At 67.0% G+C, this 21,616-nt stretch carries 16 protein-coding genes; 6 read left to right on the top strand and 10 right to left on the bottom strand.

Features of this window, described 5'->3' with window-relative positions:
* The first annotated feature begins 299 nt into the window (after window positions 1-299).
* Window positions 300-1,724, top strand: a complete 1,425-nt coding sequence (locus U5760_RS24850) for a nucleobase:cation symporter-2 family protein (RefSeq protein WP_322014967.1) — start codon at window positions 300-302, stop codon at window positions 1,722-1,724.
* Between the two features lie 248 nt (window positions 1,725-1,972).
* On the opposite strand, the gene U5760_RS24845 is transcribed toward U5760_RS24850, so the two are convergent.
* The 3 genes from U5760_RS24845 to U5760_RS24835 are packed head-to-tail and all read right to left on the bottom strand — an operon-like array spanning window position 1,973 to window position 8,072.
* Window positions 1,973-3,508 carry an efflux transporter outer membrane subunit gene (locus tag U5760_RS24845; RefSeq protein WP_322014966.1) on the bottom strand — a complete coding sequence of 512 codons (1,536 nt, stop codon included), beginning with the start codon at window positions 3,506-3,508 and terminating at the stop codon, window positions 1,973-1,975.
* Window position 3,509: 1 nt separating this feature from the next.
* On the bottom strand, window positions 3,510-6,782 hold the full coding sequence (locus U5760_RS24840; protein WP_322014965.1) for an efflux RND transporter permease subunit: 3,273 nt from the start codon (window positions 6,780-6,782) through the stop codon (window positions 3,510-3,512).
* 15 nt (window positions 6,783-6,797) lie between these two features.
* Window positions 6,798-8,072: an efflux RND transporter periplasmic adaptor subunit gene (locus U5760_RS24835; RefSeq protein ID WP_322014964.1), complete on the bottom strand. Its 1,275-nt coding sequence runs from the start codon at window positions 8,070-8,072 to the stop codon at window positions 6,798-6,800.
* 434 nt (window positions 8,073-8,506) lie between these two features.
* Here U5760_RS24835 and U5760_RS24830 point away from each other — a divergent pair, with 434 nt between their 5' ends.
* Window positions 8,507-9,157 (top strand): TetR family transcriptional regulator, encoded by a 651-nt coding sequence (locus tag U5760_RS24830; RefSeq protein WP_322014963.1) that lies wholly within the window; start codon window positions 8,507-8,509, stop codon window positions 9,155-9,157.
* Window positions 9,158-9,198: 41 nt separating this feature from the next.
* Here the strand turns inward: U5760_RS24830 and U5760_RS24825 are convergent, their stop codons facing one another.
* Window positions 9,199-9,831 (bottom strand): isochorismatase family protein, encoded by a 633-nt coding sequence (locus U5760_RS24825; protein WP_322014962.1) that lies wholly within the window; start codon window positions 9,829-9,831, stop codon window positions 9,199-9,201.
* Between the two features lie 223 nt (window positions 9,832-10,054).
* Between U5760_RS24825 and U5760_RS24820 the strand changes: the two genes are divergently transcribed.
* Entirely contained in the window at window positions 10,055-11,077 is a 1,023-nt protein-coding gene (locus tag U5760_RS24820) for a helix-turn-helix domain-containing protein (protein ID WP_322014961.1), read from the top strand.
* Between the two features lie 49 nt (window positions 11,078-11,126).
* Here U5760_RS24820 and U5760_RS24815 read toward each other — a convergent pair whose 3' ends face one another.
* The 6 genes from U5760_RS24815 to U5760_RS24790 all read right to left on the bottom strand — a co-directional run bounded on the left by U5760_RS24815 (window position 11,127) and on the right by U5760_RS24790 (window position 16,858).
* On the bottom strand, window positions 11,127-11,870 hold the full coding sequence (locus U5760_RS24815; protein WP_322014960.1) for a CoxG family protein: 744 nt from the start codon (window positions 11,868-11,870) through the stop codon (window positions 11,127-11,129).
* A 33-nt stretch (window positions 11,871-11,903) separates the two neighbouring features.
* Entirely contained in the window at window positions 11,904-12,278 is a 375-nt protein-coding gene (locus U5760_RS24810; protein ID WP_322014959.1) for a DUF427 domain-containing protein, read from the bottom strand.
* 201 nt (window positions 12,279-12,479) lie between these two features.
* On the bottom strand, window positions 12,480-12,974 hold the full coding sequence (locus tag U5760_RS24805; RefSeq protein WP_322014958.1) for a carboxypeptidase-like regulatory domain-containing protein: 495 nt from the start codon (window positions 12,972-12,974) through the stop codon (window positions 12,480-12,482).
* Window positions 12,975-13,228: 254 nt separating this feature from the next.
* Window positions 13,229-14,728 (bottom strand): DegQ family serine endoprotease, encoded by a 1,500-nt coding sequence (locus U5760_RS24800; RefSeq protein WP_322014957.1) that lies wholly within the window; start codon window positions 14,726-14,728, stop codon window positions 13,229-13,231.
* Window positions 14,729-14,859: 131 nt separating this feature from the next.
* Window positions 14,860-16,161: an ATP-binding protein gene (locus U5760_RS24795; protein WP_322014956.1), complete on the bottom strand. Its 1,302-nt coding sequence runs from the start codon at window positions 16,159-16,161 to the stop codon at window positions 14,860-14,862.
* Between the two features lie 34 nt (window positions 16,162-16,195).
* Complete coding sequence (locus U5760_RS24790) at window positions 16,196-16,858, bottom strand: response regulator (RefSeq protein ID WP_322014955.1); 663 nt, start codon at window positions 16,856-16,858, stop codon at window positions 16,196-16,198.
* A gap of 330 nt (window positions 16,859-17,188) precedes the next feature.
* Here U5760_RS24790 and dacB point away from each other — a divergent pair, with 330 nt between their 5' ends.
* The 3 genes from dacB (at window position 17,189) to U5760_RS24775 (ending at window position 21,560) form a co-directional block, all read left to right on the top strand.
* Window positions 17,189-18,901, top strand: a complete 1,713-nt coding sequence (dacB, locus tag U5760_RS24785; protein WP_322014954.1) for a D-alanyl-D-alanine carboxypeptidase/D-alanyl-D-alanine-endopeptidase — start codon at window positions 17,189-17,191, stop codon at window positions 18,899-18,901.
* Between the two features lie 250 nt (window positions 18,902-19,151).
* Window positions 19,152-20,090, top strand: a complete 939-nt coding sequence (locus U5760_RS24780; protein ID WP_322014953.1) for a sterol desaturase family protein — start codon at window positions 19,152-19,154, stop codon at window positions 20,088-20,090.
* Between the two features lie 90 nt (window positions 20,091-20,180).
* Window positions 20,181-21,560: an SGNH/GDSL hydrolase family protein gene (locus tag U5760_RS24775; RefSeq protein WP_322014952.1), complete on the top strand. Its 1,380-nt coding sequence runs from the start codon at window positions 20,181-20,183 to the stop codon at window positions 21,558-21,560.
* The last annotated feature ends 56 nt before the right edge of the window (window positions 21,561-21,616 follow it).

Genomic DNA, 21,616 nt, shown 5'->3' with positions numbered 1-21,616 from the left:
CCATTCGGGTATCCGCCCGCACGACGGCATCGCGCACGCGCCGCAGCCACCGCGGATAAACGCCTGAAACATGGGGTTTTACGCCCTCGCGCGGCATGCGCGACACCGGCGCCGGCCCACCCGCGGAACACCATGGGCACGCCCCGCCCGGGATTCCGGCCCTCGTCGCGACGACTGGAATGCGCCCACGCATATCACCCCCGGAAAGCACGAAATAGTCCCCAGTGGTCTTGTTGGCGTTTTTCGTTCCGCATACCTTGGAGGCCACATTCCATACCAGAGTAACGGAGAGAGACACCATGCAACCCAACGAGAGGGACCCGGTCCATCCAGTCGACCAACGGCTGCCCACCGGCCAGCTGCTCACCCTCGGCATCCAGCATGTCCTCGTGATGTATGCGGGCGCGGTTGCCGTGCCGCTCATCATCGGCAGCGCCCTCTGGCTGCCGAAGGACCAGATCGCGTTCCTCATCAGCGCCGACCTGTTCGCCTGCGGTATCGCCACGCTGATCCAGACGCTCGGCCTGTGGATCTTCGGCATCCGCCTGCCCGTCATCATGGGCTGCACGTTCGCCTCGGTCGGTCCGATGATCGCCATCGGCACGGATCCCTCGCTCGGCATTCTGGATATTTTCGGCTCCACGATTGCCGCCGGGGCGATCGGCATCCTGATCGCCCCGCTGATCGGCAAGCTGCTGCGCTTCTTCCCGCTCGTCGTGGTGGGCACCGTGATTACGGTGATCGGCCTCTCGCTCATGGAAGTGGGCATCAACTGGGCCGCCGGCGGCGTGGGCAACCCCGACTACGGCAACCCCGTCTATCTCGGCCTCTCGCTGCTCGTGCTGATGCTGATCCTGCTCATCAACAAGTTCGGTCGCGGCTTCGTCTCGAACATCTCGGTGCTGCTCGGCATCGTCGCGGGCTTCGCGATTGCGTTCGGTCTCGGCCGCGTGAACCTCGACGGCGTCTCGAACGCGCACTGGGTGGGCTTCCCCATGCCGCTCCACTTCGGCGTGCCGGCGTTCCACATCCTGCCGATCGCGACCATGGTGATCGTGATGTTCGTGACCTTCATCGAATCCACCGGCATGTTCCTCGCCGTCGGCGACATGGTCGATCGTCCGGTCGATCAGCAAACGCTCGTACGCGGCCTGCGCGTGGACGGTCTCGGCACGATGATCGGCGGCATCTTCAACTCGTTCCCGCATACCTCGTTCTCGCAGAACGTCGGCCTGATCGGCATCACGGGCGTGAAGAGCCGCTTCGTGTGCGCGACGGGCGGCCTGATTCTGGTGCTGCTCGGCCTGTTCCCGAAGATGGCGCAGATGGTCGCCTCGGTCCCCGCCTTCGTGCTGGGCGGCGCCGGCATCGTGATGTTCGGCATGGTGGCGGCCAACGGCATCAAGGCGCTCTCGCGCGTCGATTTCGTGAAGAACCAGCACAACCTGTTCATCGTCGCGGTGAGCATCGGCTTCGGTCTCACGCCGGTGGTCGCGCCGCATTTCTTCTCGAAGCTGCCGCCCGCCCTCGCCCCGATCCTGCACAGCGGCATCCTGCTCGCTTCGGTTTCGGCGGTGATCCTCAACCTGATCTTCAACGGCGTGCGGAGCGAAAAGGCCGCCGAGCGCGATATCCGCCGCGCGGGCCACGACCTCGAAGGCCAGGCCGCGCACGACGGCGCGCAAGGCCAGAGCCACGAAATGCCGCGCTCGGCCGCGCATTGAGTTGACGCGAGAGGTGTCACGGCGACCACGCCGTGGCCTTTTGCTGGTTTGGCGCCACGGGAGACCGTGGCGCCTTTTTTGTTTGTGGCCGCGGGTATCCCGCTGCGCCCGGTGCCCTTTGAAACCGGCATAAAAAAACGCCACGGTTCTGAATGAACCGTGGCGTTTGCGTCTGTAGCGAGGCGGTGCAGATCGAGTCTCGCGACCCGATCTGCCTGCGCTCCTTACTGCGTTCCTTACCGCGCTGCTCAGCCCGCCGGTGCCGCCGAAGCCGCCACCGGCGCGCTCGCCGCACCGTAGTCGACCGGGGCATCGGCCGGACGCGGCGTCTCGCCCGCATGCTCGATCCAGCCGCCGCCCAGCGCCCGGTACAGATCGACCAGGTTGTTCTGCCGTGCCAGCTGCGTCTGGACCAGCGTCTGCTGCGCCGAGTACAGGTTGGTTTGCGCGGTCAACACCGAAAGGTAGTTGTCCACACCGTTCTTGTAGCGCAGCTCCGAAAGATCGAGGCTGCGCTGATTCGCGAACGTGTTGCGCTGGAGCGCCGCGATCTGCTGCTCGTACGTGCCGCGCGCGGCGAGCCCGTCCGCCACTTCGCGGAACGCCGACTGGATCGCCTTCTCGTAGTTCGCAATCTCGATGCGCTTCTGGACGTTCGCGAGCTGCAGGTTCGCGATGTTCGAACCGCCTTCGAAGATCGGCATCGTGATCTGCGGCGCGAAGCTCCACGCCGCCGTGCCCGCATGGAACAGGCCGCCGAGCGACAGGCTCTCCGTGCCGAAGGCCGCGGTGAGCGAGATCTTCGGGAAGAACGCCGCGCGCGCCGCGCCGATGTTCGCGTTGGCCGCGAGCAGCGTCTGTTCGGCCTCCATGATGTCCGGACGCCGCGTGAGCAGATCGGACGGCAGACCCGCCGGAATGTCGGTCAGCAGGTCCTGCGCGCCGAGCGGCAGCCCCGGCGGCAGATCGGCCGGCAGCGGCTCGCCGATCAGCAGCACGAGCGCGTTTTCGGCCTGCGCGCGAGCGCGCAGCTGCGCCTGCAGGTTGGCCTGCGCCGTTTCGACCACCGACTGCGCCTGGCGCAGGTCGAGTTCGGTGCCCGTGCCGTTGTCGAACTGGGCCTTCGTGATGTTGTACGAGTCCTGCGCGGTCTTCAGCGTATTCTGCGTGACCTTGAGCAGATCGTCGTCGGCCAGCATCGTCAGGTACTGCTCGGCCACCTGCGAGACGAGCGAGATTTCCGCCGCCTTGCGAGCCTCGGCTGTCGAGAGGTACTGCGCCAGCGCCTGGTCCTTGAGGCTGCGGATACGCCCCCAGAAGTCGATTTCCCACGACGCCTGCAGACCCACGTTATAGATGCTGTACGGGTTCTCGGAGAACTGCTGCAGGTCGCGCGGCGAGCGCGTGCGCGAGTCCGAACCCACGGCGTCGATCGACGGCATGAGCTGCGCGCGCGTGATCTGGTACTGCGCGCGCGCCGCCTCGACGTTGAGCACCGAAACGCGCAGGTCGCGGTTGTTCTTCAGCGCGATCTCGACGAGCTTCTGCAGGCGCGGATCGGTGAAGAAGTCGCGCCAGCCGATGTCGGTGGCCGCGGCGCCGCTGGCGCTGCGGCCGTTCGGCGCGCCGCCGGGCTGGCCCGGCTGCGTCGCATACACACCGCCCTCCGGGAAGGACTGCGACACCGGCGCCGCGGGCCGGTGATACCACGGCTCCATCGTGCAGCCCGCCAGAACCGTGGTGGCCACTGCGGCAGCCATTGCAATTGTGGATAGTTTTTGCATCTCAGTGTCCTTCCTTGCCCGGGCCATCGCCGCTACCGCCGCTGCCACCACTGCCACCGTTACTGCCGCCCGAGCCGCCCTGGGCGCCGGCGTTGCCGCCGTTCTCGCCGTCGTGGTCGTGCGCGTGGTGCGCTTCATAGTGCTCGAGCGCCGTTGCCGGATCTTCCTTCTCGCCCGCGAACTTCGCACGGATCACGACGAAGAACATCGGGATCATGAAGATCGCGAGGAACGTGGCGGTAATCATCCCGCCGATCACGCCCGTGCCGATGGCGTGCTGGCTCGCCGAACCGGCGCCGTTGCTGATCGCGAGCGGCAGCACGCCGAGGATGAACGCCATCGACGTCATCAGAATCGGGCGCAGACGCAGACGCGAGGCTTCGAGCGCCGCCTCGATCGGTCCCATCTTGCCGCCGACCTGCAGGTCGCGCGCGAATTCCACGATCAGAATCGCGTTCTTCGCCGAAAGACCCACGGTGGTCAGGAGACCCACCTGGAAGAACACGTCGTTCTCGAGGCCGCGCACGGTCACCGCCAGCAGCGCGCCGAGCACGCCGAGCGGCACCACCATGATGACCGCGAACGGAATCGACCAGCTTTCATACAGCGCCGCCAGACACAGGAACACGACGAGGATCGAGATGCCGTACAGGATCGGCGCCTGCGAACCCGACTGGCGTTCCTGGAACGAGAGACCCGTCCATTCGTAGCCGATGCCCGCGGGCAGCTTCGCCGCGATCTGCTCCATGGCCGTCATCGCCTGGCCCGTCGACTTGCCCACGCCCGCCTGGCCCTGGATTTCGACCGACGAAATCCCGTTGTAGCGTTCGAGCTTCGGCGAACCGTAGGTCCACTGGCCCGTCGCGAACGAGCTGAACGGCACCATCCCGCCCGAGCCGTTGCGCACGTACCAGATGTCCAGATCCGAGGGGTTCATGCGGAACGGCGCATCGGCCATCACGTATACCTTCTTGATCCGGCCGTCGGTGTCGAGGAAGTTGTTCACGTACGACGAAGCCCATGCGATCGAGAACGTCTGGTCGATCGCCGCCGCCGTCACGCCGAGCGCATTCGCCTTCTCGCGGTCGATATCGACCTTGTACTGCGGCGTGTCGTTCAGGCCGTTCGGGCGCACGAGCGCGAGCGTCGGATCCTTCGCAGCCATGCCGAGCAGCATGTTGCGCGCTTCCATCAGCTTGTCGTGACCCACGCCGCCGCGGTCTTCGAGTTCGAAGTCGAAGCCCGAGGCCGTGCCGAGTTCAGGAATCGAAGGCGGATTCACCGGAATCACCAGCGCGTCCTTGTAGCCCGCGTAGCGGCCGAACATGCGGCGCACGAGTGCCTGCACCTTCTGGTCGTCGTGCTGGCGCTCCTTGTAGTCCTTCATCCGCACGAACACGAGACCCGCGTTCTGGCCACGGCCCGCAAAGCTGAAGCCGTTCACCGTGAACACCGATTCGACGATGCCGCTTTCCTTGTCCAGCAGGTACTGCTCGATGTTGTCGAGCGTGCGCTGCGTGGTTTCCTGGGTCGAGCCGGAAGGCGTCTGCACCAGCACGAACATCGTGCCCTGGTCTTCATCGGGCAGGAACGACTTGGGCAGGCGCACGAACAGCAGACCCACCGCGACGATCACCGCGAGATAGATGATGAGCCAGCGCCCCGAGCGCTTGATCACGTGGTACACGCCGCTGTGGTACTTGTCGCGGCTCGTCTCGAAGGTGCGGTTGAACCAGCCGAAGAAGCCCTTCTTCTCTTCGTGATGGCCCTGCGGAATCGGCTTCAGGATCGTCGCGCACAGCGCCGGCGTGAGAATCAGCGCGACCAGCACGGACAGCACCATCGCCGCCACGATCGTGAGCGAGAACTGCCGGTAGATGGCGCCCACCGAGCCGCCCGAGAACGCCACCGGCACGAACACCGCGGAGAGCACGAGCGCCACGCCCACCAGCGCGCCGGTGATCTGGCCCATCGCCTTGCGGGTCGCCTCCTTCGGCGAGAGGCCCTCTTCCACCATCACCCGCTCGACGTTCTCCACGACCACGATCGCATCGTCCACCAGCAGGCCGATGGCGAGCACGAGACCGAACATCGAGAGCGTGTTGATCGAGAAGCCCACCGCCGCCATGATCGCGAAGGTGCCGAGCAGCACCACCGGCACCGCGATGGTCGGGATCAGCGTCGCGCGCAGGTTCTGCAGGAACAGGTACATCACGAGGAACACCAGCACGATGCCTTCCAGCAGCGTCTTGATCACTTCCTCGATCGACAGGCGCACGAACGGCGTGGTGTCGTACGGGTACTTCACGACGAGGCCGTGCGGGAAGTACTTCGAGAGCTGGTCGATCTTCTCGCGCACGAGCTTCGCGGTCTGCAGCGCGTTCGCACCCGTCGCGAGCTGGATGCCGAGGCCGGCTGTCGGCGAGCCGTTGTACTTCGTGTCGAAGTTATACGTTTCGCCGCCGAGCGAGATGCGCGCCACATCCTTCAGACGCACCTGCGAGCCGTCCTGGTTCACCTTCAGCAGGATGTTGCCGAACTCTTCCGGCGTGCGCAGCAGCGTCGATTCCGTGATGGTCGCCTGGAACGACTGCCCCGCCACCGCCGGCGTGCCGCCCAGCTGGCCGCCCGCGATCTGCACGTTCTGCGCGGCGATCGCATTGCTGACGTCGACCGGCGTCAGGCCGTAGTTGTTCAGGCGGTTCGGGTCGAGCCAGATCCGCATCGCGTACTGCGAGCCGAACAGCGTGACCGTACCCACGCCGTCGATCCGGCTGACCGGGTCTTCGACGTTCGACGCCACGTAGTTCGCGAGGTCGTACTTCGACATGCTGTGGTCTTCGGACACGAACGCGAGCACGAGCAGGAAGCTGCTGCTCGACTTCGTGACCTTGATGCCGAGCTGCTGCACCACCTGCGGCAGGATCGGCGTGGCGAGCTGCAGCTTGTTCTGCACCTGCACCTGCGCGATGTCGGGGTTGGTGCCCGCGGCGAAGGTCAGCGTGATCGTGGCCGTGCCCGAGTCATCGCTCGTGGACGAGAGATACAGCAGGTGATCGAGACCGCTCATCTGCTGCTCGATGACCTGCGTGACCGTGTCTTCGACCGTCTTCGCGGATGCGCCCGGATAGGTCGCCGAGATCTGGATGGCCGGAGGCGCGATGGTCGGGTACTGCGCCACCGGCAGCGTGAACACCGAAGCCACGCCCGCCAGCATCAGAATGATGGCGATCACCCATGCAAAAATCGGGCGATCGATAAAGAACTTTGCCATGAAACAGGCTCCCTGTTATTGCGCGGCGGAGGCAGCGGGCGCGGCGGACGCCGGTTGTGCCCCGGCGCCGGAAGCGGCGCCTGCGCCGGCCTGCGCGCTGGCGCTGGCCGACGTCGTCATGTCCGCCGACGGAGCGCCCGGCGGGGGCGGAGGCGGCAGACTGGCGGCAATCGCCTTCACTTCTGCGCCCGGGCGAACCTTTTCGGTGCCCTGAACGATCACGCGGTCGCCCGGATTCAGGCCGCTATCGACGATCCAGTCCTGGCCCTGCGTACCCGACGTCTGGATCGGGTGTATTTCCACCTTGTTGCTCTGGTTGACGACCAGCACCGTAGCCTGCCCCTTCTGGTCGTGCAGCACGCCCACTTGCGGCACGAGGAACGCGCGGTCGTTCATGCCTTCTTCGATGCGCGCACGCACGAACATGCCCGGCAGCAGCACGCGATCGGGGTTCGGGAAGAGCGCACGCACCGTCACCGAACCCGTGGTCTGATCGACCGTCACGTCGGTGAACTGCAGCTTGCCCTGCTCGCCGTAGCTGCGGCCGTCTTCGAGCACGAGCGTGACCTTGGCGGCGTTCGGGCCGCTCGTCTTCAGGCGCCCTTCCTGCACTTCGCGGCGCAGCCGCAGGCCGTCGAGGCTCGACTGCGTGAGATCGACGTACATCGGATCGAGCTGCTGCACGGTCGACATCAGCGTGGCCTGGCTCGCCTGCACATAGGCACCCGGCGTGACCTGCGAGATGCCGACCTGGCCCGTGACGGGCGAAATGACGTCCGTATAGCCGAGGTTGATCTGCGCCGTATCGACGGAAGCCTTGCCGGCATCGACGTCGGCCTGCGCCTGGCCCTGTGCCGCCACGGCGTTGTCATAGTCCTGCTTCGAGACGGCGTTGGCGGCCACGAGCACCTTGTAGCGCGCCACGAGTGCGTTCTGCGTGACAAGGTTGGCCTGGGCCTTGGCGAGCGCCGCCTTGGCGTTGTTGAGCGCGGCGATGTACGGCGCCGGGTCGATCTTGTAGAGACGCTGGCCCGCCTTGACGATCGAGCCTTCGGTGAATTCGCGGCGCAGCACGATGCCGTCCACCCGTGCGCGTACCTGCGCGACGAGGAAGGCGTTGGTACGGCCCGGCAGTTCGGTGACGACCGGCACGGCCGTCGGCTGAACCGTCACGACGCCGACTTCGGGCGTTTGTTGCGGCGGCGCTGACTGCTTCTGTCCGCATGCGGCGAGCACGATGGCGGCCGTCGCGAAACTGATTAGGCGGAATGGAACCCGTTCGACGCGCATGGAGCAACCTCTGTCTATAGCTGACAAAAAAGAGCATGCGGCGGCCCGCTTCGCGCGGGACGTCAACGCACGCCAGCATCTGGCAATACCTGACGGATAACCTTGACTTCCTGTATGCGCAGGTCCGCTCCGCGCATCCGTCCGGTTGGTTTGACGCGACGCCGCGACAGGCGGCATCGTGCATCGGGATTGTTATGGCCAGTTACGGCCACCTGGGCCAGTGACGGATATTAACCAAACATCAACAATTGAGATACCCAGGCGGCGGGGTGCTATTATAGATACATTCGCGAATGAATGTTAAAGAACGAATCTGCATCATAGAAGGGGCGCTCAAGTGGGATCTGCGCGTCCCACATGGCAGGCGCCGGGATCGTTGCGGCGAACGCTTACAAAAACCCCACAACTCTCGCAAGTTCACCCATCCTGAACCTATGGCTCGCCGCACGAAAGAGGAAGCGCTGGAGACGCGCAGCAAGATCCTCGACGCCGCCGAACACGTCTTCTTCGAGAAAGGTGTGTCGCGCACGACCCTTGCCGATATTGCCCAGGCCGCCGGCGTCACGCGCGGCGCGATCTACTGGCACTTCGAGAACAAGGGGGATGTCTTCACGGCGATGTTCGACCGCGTGGTATTGCCGCTCGACGAGCTCAAGGCGGCCACGGTCGATCCGTCCGAGCCAGACCCGCTCGGGCGCATCCGCGACCTGTGCGTGCTGTGCCTGCGCGACACGGCGTCGGACGCGCGGCGGCGGCGCGTGTTCGAAATCCTCTTTCTGAAGTGCGAGTTCGTCGAGGAAATGGGACCGGTGATGGCGCGTCACCAGTCCAATATGAGAGAGGGCCTCGCGAGCATCGAGGAAGGCCTGCGCAACGCCATGTCCAAAGGCCAGTTGCCCGCCGACCTGGATGCCGCGCGCGGCGCGCGCATCGTGCACTCGTTCGTCACGGGCATGCTGCACGACATGGCGATCCTGCCCGACGTGTTCGACGTCGCCACCTACGCCACGCGGCATGTCGAAGCCATGCTCGACATGCTGCGCTGCAGCCCGGCGCTCAAGCTGGGCGGCCGGGCATCGGGCTGATTCGATCTGGCCCGGTCTGACCCAGGCTGATTCAGTCTGACTCAGGCCACCGCTTTCGCGCGCGCCCGCTGGTTGGACGCATAGATGTTGTCGCCCGCGAGCGGGGCCGATGCCTCGACAGCGGCGATCCAGGCGTCCGTGCTCACCACGGCGGCGAAGCGCGACTGCATCACCACGCTGAACACGCGGTGAATCTCCTCTGCGCTGGCAAAACCGGCGTCGTTCTCGTAGGGCACCGAGCCCGTCGCATCTTTAAGGAACTCCACCTTGAGCCCCGCGTGCGTCGCTTCGAACACGGTCGAGGCGTCGCAGTTGTGGGTCATGTAGCCGGCCACCGTGATCGTGTCGATGCCGCGTTCGGCGAGCCATCCGGCGAGACCCGTGCCCGCGAACGCGCTGGGCAGCAACTTCTCGACATAGTGGTCGTGCTCGCGCGAGGCCACCACCGGATGCAGTTCGGCGCCCACGCTGCCGCGCGCGAAAATCGGCGCGCCCGCGGGCGCGAAGTTCTGCACGACCACCACCGGCACGGCGGCTGCGCGGGCGGCGTCGATCGCCCGGCCGATATGGGCGAGCGACGTCTCGACCGGGGGATATTCGATCGGCAGATCGCCGGTGACATACTCGTTCTGCACATCGATCACGATGAGTGCGCGGCGCGGATTCGAAGCCATGACTGTGTACCTCCTGGACCATGAGCGTTGCGTTGAGGGGATCGTCACGCCGCGAGAAGGACCAGCGGAACCCGCGCGGCTGCGATGGAAGGCATTGTCACGCGACGCTCCCGCCCTCGACAGTGGCCCGGACGACAACTTTCGCTAGAATTGGGCCATTCCTGCCCGGTGGCCTGTGCGACGTGAGCCACCGCGGCGGCCACCCGAGATCACGAGGATTGCGATGACCTCCCCTTCCCCTGCCTCACCTCCCGACGCTCGGGCAGCACCGGCGGAGCTATCGGCGGCGGCGGCCCCGCGCCGTGTCGCTGTGATCGCCTTCGACCGCATGATCCCGTTTCACCTTTCGGTGCCCTGCATCGTGTTCGGCGAGGACCGCAGCGAGGGCGGCGTTCCGCCCTTCGAGCTGCTCGTGTGCGCGGCGGAGCCAGGGCCGCTCACCACCACCGCGGGCTTTACGGTCGGCGCGGCGCACGGGCTCGAGGCGCTGCGCGAAGCAGAAGTGGTCGTCGTTCCAAGCTGGCGCGACACCGAAGAGCCGCCGCCCGCCGCGCTCGTGCAGGCGCTGCGCGAAGCCCATGCGCGCGGCGCGATCCTGGTCGGCCTGTGTCTCGGCGCATTCGTGCTCGCCCACGCGGGCCTGCTGGACGGCCGCCCCGCCACCACGCACTGGGCCGCGGCCGACGCCTTCGCGCGCCAGTTCCCGCGAGTGCGCTTCGACCCGGACGTGCTCTACGTCGACGACGGCGACCTGCTGACCTCCGCCGGCACCGCCGCGGGGCTCGACTGCTGCCTGCATCTGCTGCGGCGGCTGTGCGGCACGCCGGCGGCGAACTACGTCGCGCGGCGTCTCGTCGTGCCGCCGCACCGCCAGGGCAATCAGGCGCAGTTCGTCCAGCAGCCGGTCGCGCCGCGGGGACGCGGCGACCGCCTCTCGGGCCTGCTCGACTGGATCCGCGCCCACCTCGACGCGCCGCACACGCTCGATTCGCTTGCGAGCCGCGCGCTGATGAGCCGCCGCACCTTCACGCGCCAGTTCCGGCTGACCACCGGCTCGACGGTCACGGCGTGGCTGCTCGGCGAGCGGCTTGCCCGGGCGCAGCATCTGCTGGAAACGACGGATCAGCCGATCGACGCGATCGCCCAGGGCGCGGGCTTCGGCTCGACCGCGTCGTTGCGTGCACACTTTCTGGAGGCGTTCAGGACGTCGCCGTCGTCGTGGCGGCGCGAGTTCCGCGGGCTGTAGCGGAGCATTCCGGGCGCGCGCCCGGAATGCTCAGTGGACGCAGCAAGCGTCAGCCGCCGGTGAAGAATCGCGCGGCGTAAAGCAGCAGCGCGACGAAGAAGATGAGCGCCGCCCAGGCCCAGTTGGGCATCGCATGCGGCGTCGGTTCGTGCCGCAGCGTGCTCGCGGCACGGCCGGAGAGCGTGCCGCCGTGATGCTGCGGCAGCAGATGCGCGCGCCGTGCGACACCCGAAAGGCTGATCGGCCGCAGGAACACATGCGTGCGTCGCGGCTCCTTGCCCGCGACGCGGTTCGGCGCCTTGCCGTGCTTCGCTTCGATCACGGCGCAGAATTCGGTGAAAAAGTCGTCGGCGACTTCGTGCAGCGCGTTTTCGAGCTGGCGCGAAGGCAGTTCGGCAAGCGGCCCCGTGAGCGTCGCCCAGACCGAATAGTCGATGCGCGTGCTGGTGCCCTTGCGGATGCCGGCCGGGCCGCCGGGATGGTCGTCGGCGCGCAGCGCGACGTCGATCTGGCCGCGCAGCGAACCGATGCCGTCGGCGCGCGCGCGAAAACTCAGCACGCGGCGCGGCGAAATCGGCAGCTGCGACGTATCGTTGGCGATGTGAGCGCGCACTTCGTAGCGCGCACGCAACGGCCCGAGCGGCACGGTGAGCGTGAGCGCATATTCGCCGGGCGCGAGGCGCCTGAACGATTCGCAGTGCTCCATGCTGGCGCGCACGAGCGCGTTGTCCTGCAGCGCCTCCCAGACGGCGGACGGTGCAAGCGGAATACGTAATGCGTCGTTCAGTTCCATGGCGGCTCCCCCCGAATGCACGCTCGTGACTGGTCAGGATGTCTGATCGATGCGGTCCACGCGCGACGCGTAAAACGCCAGATAACCCTTGATGCCGCTTACGCTTTCGAGCGGCGCCTCGTAACTCCACGCGATGTCTTCGACGCAGCCGTCCTCGGTGCGCAGATGGAAGTACGCCGCTTGACCCTTGTACGGGCAGTGGGAAGTGCGAGAGGAGCGTTCGAGCCGCGCCATGTTGACATCGGCGCGCGGGAAATAGGCCACGTCGGGATAGCCGGTTTCGGAGAGCGTCACGGCCGCAAGCGTATCGGCGATCGTAATGCCGCCGTGAATCACGCGCATGCGGTGACGGTTTGCTGCAAGGCCGATGCGATGACCGGCGTCGTTATCGTCCGACCTGTTCGACATGTTCGCCATGTCCGGCTCCCTGACGGATTCGCGGCGGCGCCGCCGTGGCGCCCCCGCGTGGCCAGCCGGTCTCTGCCCGCTGGGCCAACGCTCCCCGCACGGCAACCCAGCGCCTCGTGCGGTGCAGGACTGGACGTCATCCGATGAACGCCCGGCCCGTGCCTTCATTATCGGCCAAACCGCGACCGATTGCGCAAGCGTTTACCAGTTGAACGACGCCCTGGCGCTGCCGTTCGCGCCGACCGTCACCGCCGCCGTCTTCGCCACGCCTGCATGGCTCACATGAACCGTGTAGCGGCCCGGCGGCACCTTGACGAGCATGTAGGGGCCGCGCGAGGTGGTGTCGAGGACGTCCGCGCCGTGCGCGTCGACGATCTTCACGCGCACGTCGGCCAGAAACTCGCCGCCGCGGCCCGTGAAGCGCAGCGCGATCGGCCATTGGCGCTCGGCGTGCTGCAGCGCCTTCGATTCGTCCTGGCCCACGCCGCCCGAGACGAACGAGACGTCGCCCTGCTGCTGGATCTGCGGCAGGCCGGTGCCGTTGGCGTTGCCGGCACTCGTGTTGTCGCTCGTCGAGCCGCCGACCGTGCCGTTGGCGTCGTTTTGCTGCGCCGCAGCAGTGCCAGCGAGACCGACGGCGAGCGCCGCAGCCAGCAGGGCCGAAGCGACGGGGCGCGTAGAGAAGGATGTTTTCATTGTGTTCGCTCCTGACAGGTTGCTCGGAAGATGAGCGGCGCAAGCCACGTGCCCGCCTCGTTCGAGAAGTCCGGTACAAGAACACATATAGACGATCTCTGTGTCAAATGCAGGCTGGCCGGCCCGCCCCGCCCGACGAACGCCGAAAACGACACTGCCGCCGGGGCGCGAGGCCAACGGCGGCAGCGGGAAATGGCAAGCGGGAAGCGGGGAACGATCCGGCGTTCGGGCCGGATCGCCCCGAGAGGCGGCGATCAGCCCAGATCGACCGGCACGAAGATCTGCGCGTTGTCGCGCTGGATCAGCAGCGCGATGCTGTTGCCGGCCTGCGCGATCATCTGCTTGAGCTGGTCGGCGCTCGACACCGGGCGGCCGTTCACAGCGAGAATCACGTCGCCGGGCTGGATGCCGGCGTTTTCCGCCGCGCCGCCCGCCTGCTCGACCATCAGGCCGTGATCGAGCGAAGCGTTGCTCTTCTCGTCCGGCGTGAGCGGGCGCACCGCCACGCCGAGGCGCCCCTGCATCTGCGCGTTCTGCCCGTCGCTCGACGCCACCTTCGTGTCGGCGAGCGAGCCGATGGTCGCGTTCACCGTTTTGGTGGACTTGTCGCGCCAGAACTGGATGTCGGCCTTGGTGCCGGGCTTCAGGCCCGCGATCATCGAAGGCAGATCGGACGAGTCGCCCACCTGCTGGCCGTTCACCGAGAGGATCACGTCGCCGGGCTTCAGGCCCGCCTTCGCCGCCGGGCCGCCCGCGTCGACCGAACTCACCAGCGCGCCGCGCGGCTTGTCCATGCCGAACGAATCGGCGAGCGTCTGGTTCATCGACTGGACCGCCACGCCAAGACGGCCGCGGCTCACGTGGCCCGTCTTCACGAGTTCGTCCTTGACCTTTATCGCCTCGTCGATCGGAATCGCGAACGAAAGGCCCTGGAAGCCGCCCGTCTGCGAGTAGATCATCGAGTTGATGCCGATCACCTCGCCCTGCAGATTGAAGAGCGGGCCGCCCGAGTTGCCGGGGTTCACCGGCACGTCGGTCTGAATGAACGGCGTGTAGTTCTCGTCGGGCAGCGAGCGCGACTTCGCGCTGATGATGCCCGAGGTCACGGTGTTGTCGAAGCCATAGGGCGAGCCGATCGCGACCACCCACTGGCCCACCTTGCTCTGGTGCGGGTCGCCGATCTTCACGGTCGGCAGATCCTTCGCGTCGATCTTCAGCACGGCCACATCGGACTGCTTGTCCGCGCCCACGACCTTCGCCTTGTATTCGCGCTTGTCGGTGAGCTTCACGGTCACGACGTTCGCGCCGTCCACGACGTGCGCATTCGTCAGGATATAGCCGTCCGGGCTGATGATGAAGCCGGAGCCGAGGCTCGTGCTGGGCGAGTCGGACTGGCCGCCGTCGCCGTCACCGCCGCCGCCGCCGCCGGGCATGCCGCCGTAGAAGTGCTTGAAGAACTGGTAGAACGGATCGCTCGGATCGATGGGCAACTGCTGCGGGCCGCTGCGCATGGCAGCCTGCTTGACCACGTGCTTCGCGCTGATGTTGACGACCGCGGGGCCATAGGTCTCGACGAGGCCCGAGAAGTCGGGAATACCGGTCTTGGCGGCGGCTTCCGCCGGCATCATCGCGGCCTGGGCCGGCGCGATGACCTGCGGTGCGGGCACGTCCCGGCGCCCCGCCACGTAGCCCGCCGACAACGCGACGGCAACGGCGATCGCCACGGCACTGCGGGTAAAGACTTTTGCGTTCATTGCGGACTCCTTCAAGCGGGGTACTGTCACGACGATACGAAGACTACGGGGTGTCGCTTAAAAGAGTCTTAAGCACGTCGGGGCACGCCCGGGAAAGTTCCCCTGACTTTTGTCGGAAGCGGTCGATGCGCTCAAAAACGGACCTCGACCTGCAGGCCGCCCGCGGCCGAATCGTCGAGCACGATGTCGGCGTCGTGCTGGTCGGCGATCCGGCGCACGATCGCGAGCCCGAGGCCGGTGCCCGACACGTCGGTGCGCGCACGCGCGGCGCCTGCCCCCACGCGATAAAAGCGATCGAACACGCGCGAGCGCTCTTCCACCGGAATGCCCGGCCCGCTGTCCGCAATGCGCACCACGGGATGTCCGTCGTCCACGCGCAGGCTCACGTCCACCCGGCCGCCCTGCGGCGTGTATTTCGTTGCGTTGTCCAGCAGATTGTTCAGCATCACGCGCAACGCATCGGCGTCGCCGTGCACGGTCGCGGGCACGCTGCCCTCGATGCCGAGATCGACGCCGCGCTGCTGCGCGACGGGTGCACAGGCCGCGACGCAATCGTCGAGCAGCGCGTGCAGATCGACGCTGCGCGCGCGCGCATGCCCATCGGGCTCGGAGCGCGCGAGCGCGAGCAACTGCTCGGCGAGGCGCGTCGCGCGCGTGACGCCCGCCTGCAGATCGGTGAGCGCTTCGCGGCGCGTTTCATCGTCCTTTGCGCGCGCAACCAGTTGCGCCTGGATCTGCACGGCCGCGAGCGGCGTGCGCAACTCGTGCGCCGCATCGGCGACGAAGGCTTTTTGCGTGTCGAGCGCCTGCGCGAGACGCTCCAGCAGCGCATTGAGCGCATGCACGAGCGGCGTCACTTCGCGCGGCAGTCGTTGCTCGGGCAACGGATCGAGCGCCTCGGGATGGCGCGTATCGAGCGCGCGCGCCACGCGCGAAAGCGGCGCGAGCCCGCGGCCCACGACGAGCCAGACCGCCAGCCCCAGAAAAGGCAGCAGCACGATGAGCGGCCACAGCGTGCGCAGCGCGACATTCGCGGCCAGCCGGTTGCGAACCGAAACCGGCTGCGCGAGCTGCACCACGTTGTCGCCCACGATCGCGCCATACACGCGCCAGTCGCCGCGATCGGTGCGCTCGGTCGAAAAGCCGAGCTCGGCGCGCGGCGCGAGCGGCGCACGCGGATGCGAGTAATACATCAGGACACCGTTGCGATTCCAGATCTGCAGAACGATGCCCTCGTCGCCCGTATCGCGCGACGTGAGGATTTCGTTGAACGGCTCGGAGGGCAACGCCTCGGCGATCTCCTGCAACTGGTAATCGAACAGTTCGTTGGCCTCGGCCAGCGCCTGGCGGTAGATCAGCCAGCCGGCGAGCCCCACGCCCGCCACCACGATCGCGAGCAGCCAGAACAGCAGTTGTCGTCGAATGGAACTCATCGGCGCGCGTGTCTCCCATGCAAAGCCAGTCGCGTCATGCTTCTTTCGCGATCATGTAGCCAAGGCCGCGCACGTTGCGGATCAGATCGGCGCCGAGCTTCTTGCGCAGGGCGTGGATATAAACCTCCACGGTATTGCTGCCGATCTCTTCGCCCCAGCCGTACATTTTCTCCTCGAGCTGGCTCTTCGAGAGCACCGCGCCCGGCCGCGCGAGCAGCGCCTCGAGCAGCGCGAATTCGCGCGCGGAGAGCGCGATCGGCACGCCGGCCTGAGTCACCTGGTGCGAGGCCGGATCGAGCGTGATCGAGCCGTGGCGGATCGTCGAGTCGCTGCGGCCCGACTGGCGGCGAATCAGCGCGCGCATGCGGGCGCCGAGTTCGTCGAGATCGAAGGGCTTGATGAGGTAATCGTCCGCACCGGCGTCGAGCCCCTTCACGCGATCGGCAATCGCATCGCGCGCCGTGAGGATCAGCACCGGCACCGAAAGGCCACGCGCGCGCAGCGTGCGCAGCACGTCGATCCCGTCGCGCCTCGGCAAGCCCAGGTCGAGCAGCATGAGATCGTAAGGTTCGCCGCTCACGGCCGAGAGGGCCGACTCGCCGTCCTCGACCCAGTCCACCGCAAAGCCTTCGCCGCGCAGCGCCTTGCGCACGCCCTCGGCGATCATGCGGTCATCTTCGACTAGCAGTATTCGCATCGTATTCAATTGGCGAGGCGGCGGGCCGCCCTCGCTCGGGTTCCGACAGATGGGAATATTCTAGCGCCTCATTCCATGCCGCCGATCCAACTGCCGGTTCAACCCGTGATCCGACCGCCGATTTAATCGCCGGGTGGAATGAGCGCAGCCTTTTGTTGCCTGGTTTGCGCGCGCGCCACGCGAGGTCTTTACAATGGGCGCTTTTGCGGCGAACGGCGCCGCGACGCGCATGAGGCTTACAAAATGCGTATCGCGCCGCGTCGTGTGCCATGCCCCAATTTCGCGCCTGCGCGCGCCCCTTGCACTGCCCGTTTCCGTCCGACGCTCCACATGCCCGCCGCCTTGTTGTCCGCCTCGATGCCTTCCGCGCTGTCCCGTCTTCGTTACCTGCTTCGCCGCCGCGCGCCGCGCGCGGTCGAGCGCGCTGTCGCCCGCACTGCCGCCCACCCCGCCCGCGCTGCCAACGCGCGCGCCACGGCGACCCGCCCGCACGCGCTGCTCGCGATCCGCTTCGCCTGCGCAACCCTTGCGGCGAGTTTCGCCACGGTGCCGCCCGCCTACGCGCAGCCCGCGGGCGCGCGCCTGCCCACGGTGAACGTGAGCACCTCGCTGCCGCCCTCGGTGATGGCCGGGCTCGAGCACGCCCATGTACCGCTTTCGGCGGTGAGCGTGGTGATCGAAAAAGTGGGCGACCGCCAGCCGAGCGTCGCCGTCAACGCGGGCCAGCCGATGATGCCCGCCTCCACGATGAAGCTCGTCACCACGTGGAGCGGCCTCTCGATGCTCGGCCCCGACTATCGCTGGAAAACAAGCGCCTACACGGACGGCGAAGTCGATGCCGCCGGCACGCTGCACGGCAATCTCTACATCAAGGGCACAGGCGACCCGAAGCTCGTTCCGGAAGAGCTGATCGACCTCGTGCAGAAGATCCGCGCGGCGGGCATCGCGCGCATCGAAGGCACACTCGTGCTCGACAAGAGCGAATTCGACGCCTCCACGCGGGACCTGCCCTCGTTCGACGGCGACGAAAGCGCACCCTACAACGTCGGCCCCGATGCGCTGATGTACGCATTCAAGTCCGTGTCGTTCACGTTCCAGCCGTCGCGCGAAGGCGTGTCGATCGACGTCGTGCCGCCGGTTGCGCAATGGCAGATCGACAACCATATCCGCGAGCGCGGCGGCGCCTGCCGCGGCCTGCTGCCTTCGCCGCAGATCGCCCCCGGCCAGAACGGCCTCGTCACGGCCAGCTTCGACGGCAACTATGCGCTCGGCTGCGGCGAGCGCACGCTCAACATGGCCGCGCCCGTCGATCACAGCACCTTCTTCGCCGACGGCTTCCTCGCGCTGTGGCAGCAGGCGGGCGGCACCTTCGGCGGCACCGTGCAGGACGGCGTGGTGCCGCCGCGCGCGCGCCTCGTCGCCGTGCACGAAAGCCCGCCGCTCGCCGACGTGGTGCACGACATCAACAAGTTCAGCAACAACGTGATGGCGCGCAATCTGTTCCTCACGCTCGGCGCGGTGGAAGGCAAGCCGCCCGCGACCACGACGAAGGCAGCCACCGCCGTCACCACGTTCCTGCGCAGAAGCGGCCTCAACATGCCCGAGCTCGTGCTCGACAACGGCTGCGGCCTTTCGCGCGAAGAGCACATCAGCGCGCTTTCGCTCGCGAGCCTCTTGCAGGCCGCGAACGCGAGCCCCGTGGCGCAGCCGTTCATCGATTCGCTGCCGGTGGCCGGCGTGGACGGCACGATGCGCAACCGCTTGACCAATGCCTCGGTGGGCGGCAACGCGCATATCAAGACCGGCACGCTGCGCGACGTACGCGCGATTGCGGGCTACGTCGCCGCGCAAAGCGGCGAGACGTGGATCGTCGTGAGCATCATCAACGACTCGCACGCGGAAGCCGCGCGCGAAGCCCACGACGCGCTGCTCGAATGGGTCTACAAGGGCATGCCCGAGGAAGCGCCCGTGTATGTGGAAGCGCATCCCAAGCGGGCCGCGAAGCATCTCCGTAAAAACCCGCAACGCCATACCGCACACTGAGCGCACACTGAGTCCGCACCGGGCTCACCTCCCTCGCGCCGCCCGTCCCGCGGGCGGCGGACCGAAGTTTTCCTCTAGCAAAGCCACGTGAGACGCGCGCGTTAGACGTGTACCCTGACGAGCATTGTCCGGCGGCGCACGCGCCCCGGACCGCCTGCGGCCCATGCCGGCGCGACAGGACAAACGCAAGGACAACAACGCCGCGCTGCAATGCAGCGCCGCTACCGGGACGAAGAGGAGGACGAGGCTCATGCAGTTCGATGCGCAATGGCTGCTGCTCGCGCTCGCCCCCGTCTTTCTCGCCTGCATCGGCTGGGAGGCCTGGCACCTCGCCCGCACGCGCCCTGGCGGCGCGCTCTACAGCTGGCCCGATACGCTCTGCAACGCCGCGCTCGCGCTCATGCACCAGGGCGCCGACAAGCTCGCCTGGCTCGTCGCCATTCCGGTCTATGCCTACGTCTACCGCCATTTCCGCCTCGTCTCGTGGCAGCCGGGCTGGATCGCGTGGCTCGTGCTGTTCGTCGCCCAGGACTTCCTCTATTACTTTTTTCATCGCGCGAGCCACCGCGTGCGCTGGCTCTGGGCCGCGCATGTGGTCCATCACTCGTCGGGGCGGCTCAATCTTTCCACGGCGTTCCGACAGAGCCTCATGTACCCCATCGCCGGCATGTGGGTGTTCTGGATTCCGCTCGCCGTAATCGGCTTCACGCCCACGCAGATCGTGGGCATCGTGCTCGTCAATCTCGCGTTCCAGTTCTTCGTGCATACCCAGGCCATCGGCAAGCTCGGCTGGCTCGAATACGTGTTCAATACGCCGTCGATGCATCGCGTCCATCACGCGCGCAACGATCGCTATATCGATCGCAACTACGCCGGCGTGCTGGCCATCTGGGACCGGCTGTTCGGCAGCTACGTCGAGGAAGAAGCGGGCGACCCACCCGTGTACGGCATCGTCGAGCCGCTCAACACCTATAACCCGCTGAAGGCGACCTTCCACGAGTGGCTTTCGATGGCGCGCGACCTCGCGCGGGTGCGCGGCTGGCGCGCGCGTTTCGCCGCGGTTTTCGCGCCGCCCGAGTGGGCCGCGCGACTTCATGCGCAACAGCTGGTGCCGGTTGCCGCCGGCGGCGTGCCTCAAAACAACACCAGGGGCGAGCAGGGATCGCGCGAACCCGGAAAGATTCGGTAGTCTGTCGGCCTTGCCCCAAGGGGAACCGCAAGACAGGGCGGACCGGCATTACATGGCATCAAAGGCCACAACAGAGGAGATGAAGTGAACATGAAGCATCGAGCACCGGGACACCGTACGCTGCTGCGCACGACGCAGATCGCCATCGCGAGCGCGACCTTCGCGCTGCTGGCCGCCTGCGGCGGCGGCAGTGGTGGCAGCAACAGTTCGAGCACTCCGCCGTCTGGCGTCAATATGCAAGTGGTGGCCTTCGGCACGAGCCTCTCCGACGCGGGTACGTATTCGCCGCAGATCGGGCCGGGCTTCGGCGGCGGCCGCTTCACGACCAACCCGGGCGAAGTCTGGACGCAGAAGGTGTCCGAGTACTTCGGCAACACGCTCTCGCCGGCCTTCGAAGGCGGCTTCGGCCTGCCGCTGACGGCGACGGGCGGCCTCGACTACGCCCAGGGCGGCGCGATGGTCTATACGGGCGGCGTGAGCAACACCAACGCCGTGATTCCGGCCGCGAGCGAGCAGCCGGTCACGTGGCAGGTGACCCAGTACCTGGCGCAGCATACGAGCTTCAATGCGAATCAGCTCGTGCTGGTCGAAGGCGGCGCGAACGAAATTCTCGGTCTGCTCAGCTCGAACGGCGCTGGCCTGACGGCGTTCGGCACGGCGCTCGCCGCCCCGGCGTTCCAGGCGCTCCTCGCGAGCCCGACCGCCCAGGCGGCCGCGGTAGCGAGCCTCGAAGCGCAGGGCTTCACGGCCGCGCAGGCCCAGGCCCTCGTGCCGGCTGCCCTGCTGCTCCAGTACATCCAGAGCGATGCGAACGCCGCCACCGACTTCGCCTCGGTGATGCCGATCCTCAACGCGGCGGGTGAACTGGCGACCATCGTCAACACGCAGATCGCGGGCACGCCCAAGGTCGCGGTCGTCACGGTGCCCGATATCGGCAAGACGCCGGCGGCGATCGCAGCCGATGCGGCGGCCAACGCCACGCCGGGTTCGGCAAGCGCGCCCGACCAGGCACTCTCGCTCATCACGGCCGCCTACAACCTCACGCTGCTGAAGGGTCTCGCGCCGTCGATCGCGGCCAAGAAGGTCATCCCGATCGATACGTTCTCGTGGCTCGATTCGACGCTCCAGAACGCCGCGAGCCTCGGCTTCACGGTGACGAACACGAGCACGGCCTGCAACCTCGCGCAGATGCAGACCGACGCGACGAACTTCGCGCTGGCCAACCCGCAAGCGACGCTCGGCCTGCCGGCTTCGACGCCGCCGGCGGAACTCCAGGCCGCGGCGGCCGAGTACGGCAGCAGCTTCGCAAGCTCGCTGTTCTGCTCGCCGCAGACGCTGACGGCAGCCAATGCACCGACGACCTATATGTTCGCGGATCTCGTGCACCCGACGACCGAACTGCACGTGCAGTATGCGTCGTATGTGGAAACGCAGCTGGCGGCAGCGGGTATCGGCAAGGCACCGCAGTAAGGCTCGCGCACCGGGTTGCGCCGGCGCAAAACGAAACACCCCACGCGCTTTGAGTG

The organism is Paraburkholderia sp. J12 (genome assembly GCF_905220215.1).
Classification (GTDB): Bacteria; Pseudomonadota; Gammaproteobacteria; order Burkholderiales; family Burkholderiaceae; genus Paraburkholderia.
This window is presented reverse-complemented; position numbering and strand designations above follow the sequence as displayed.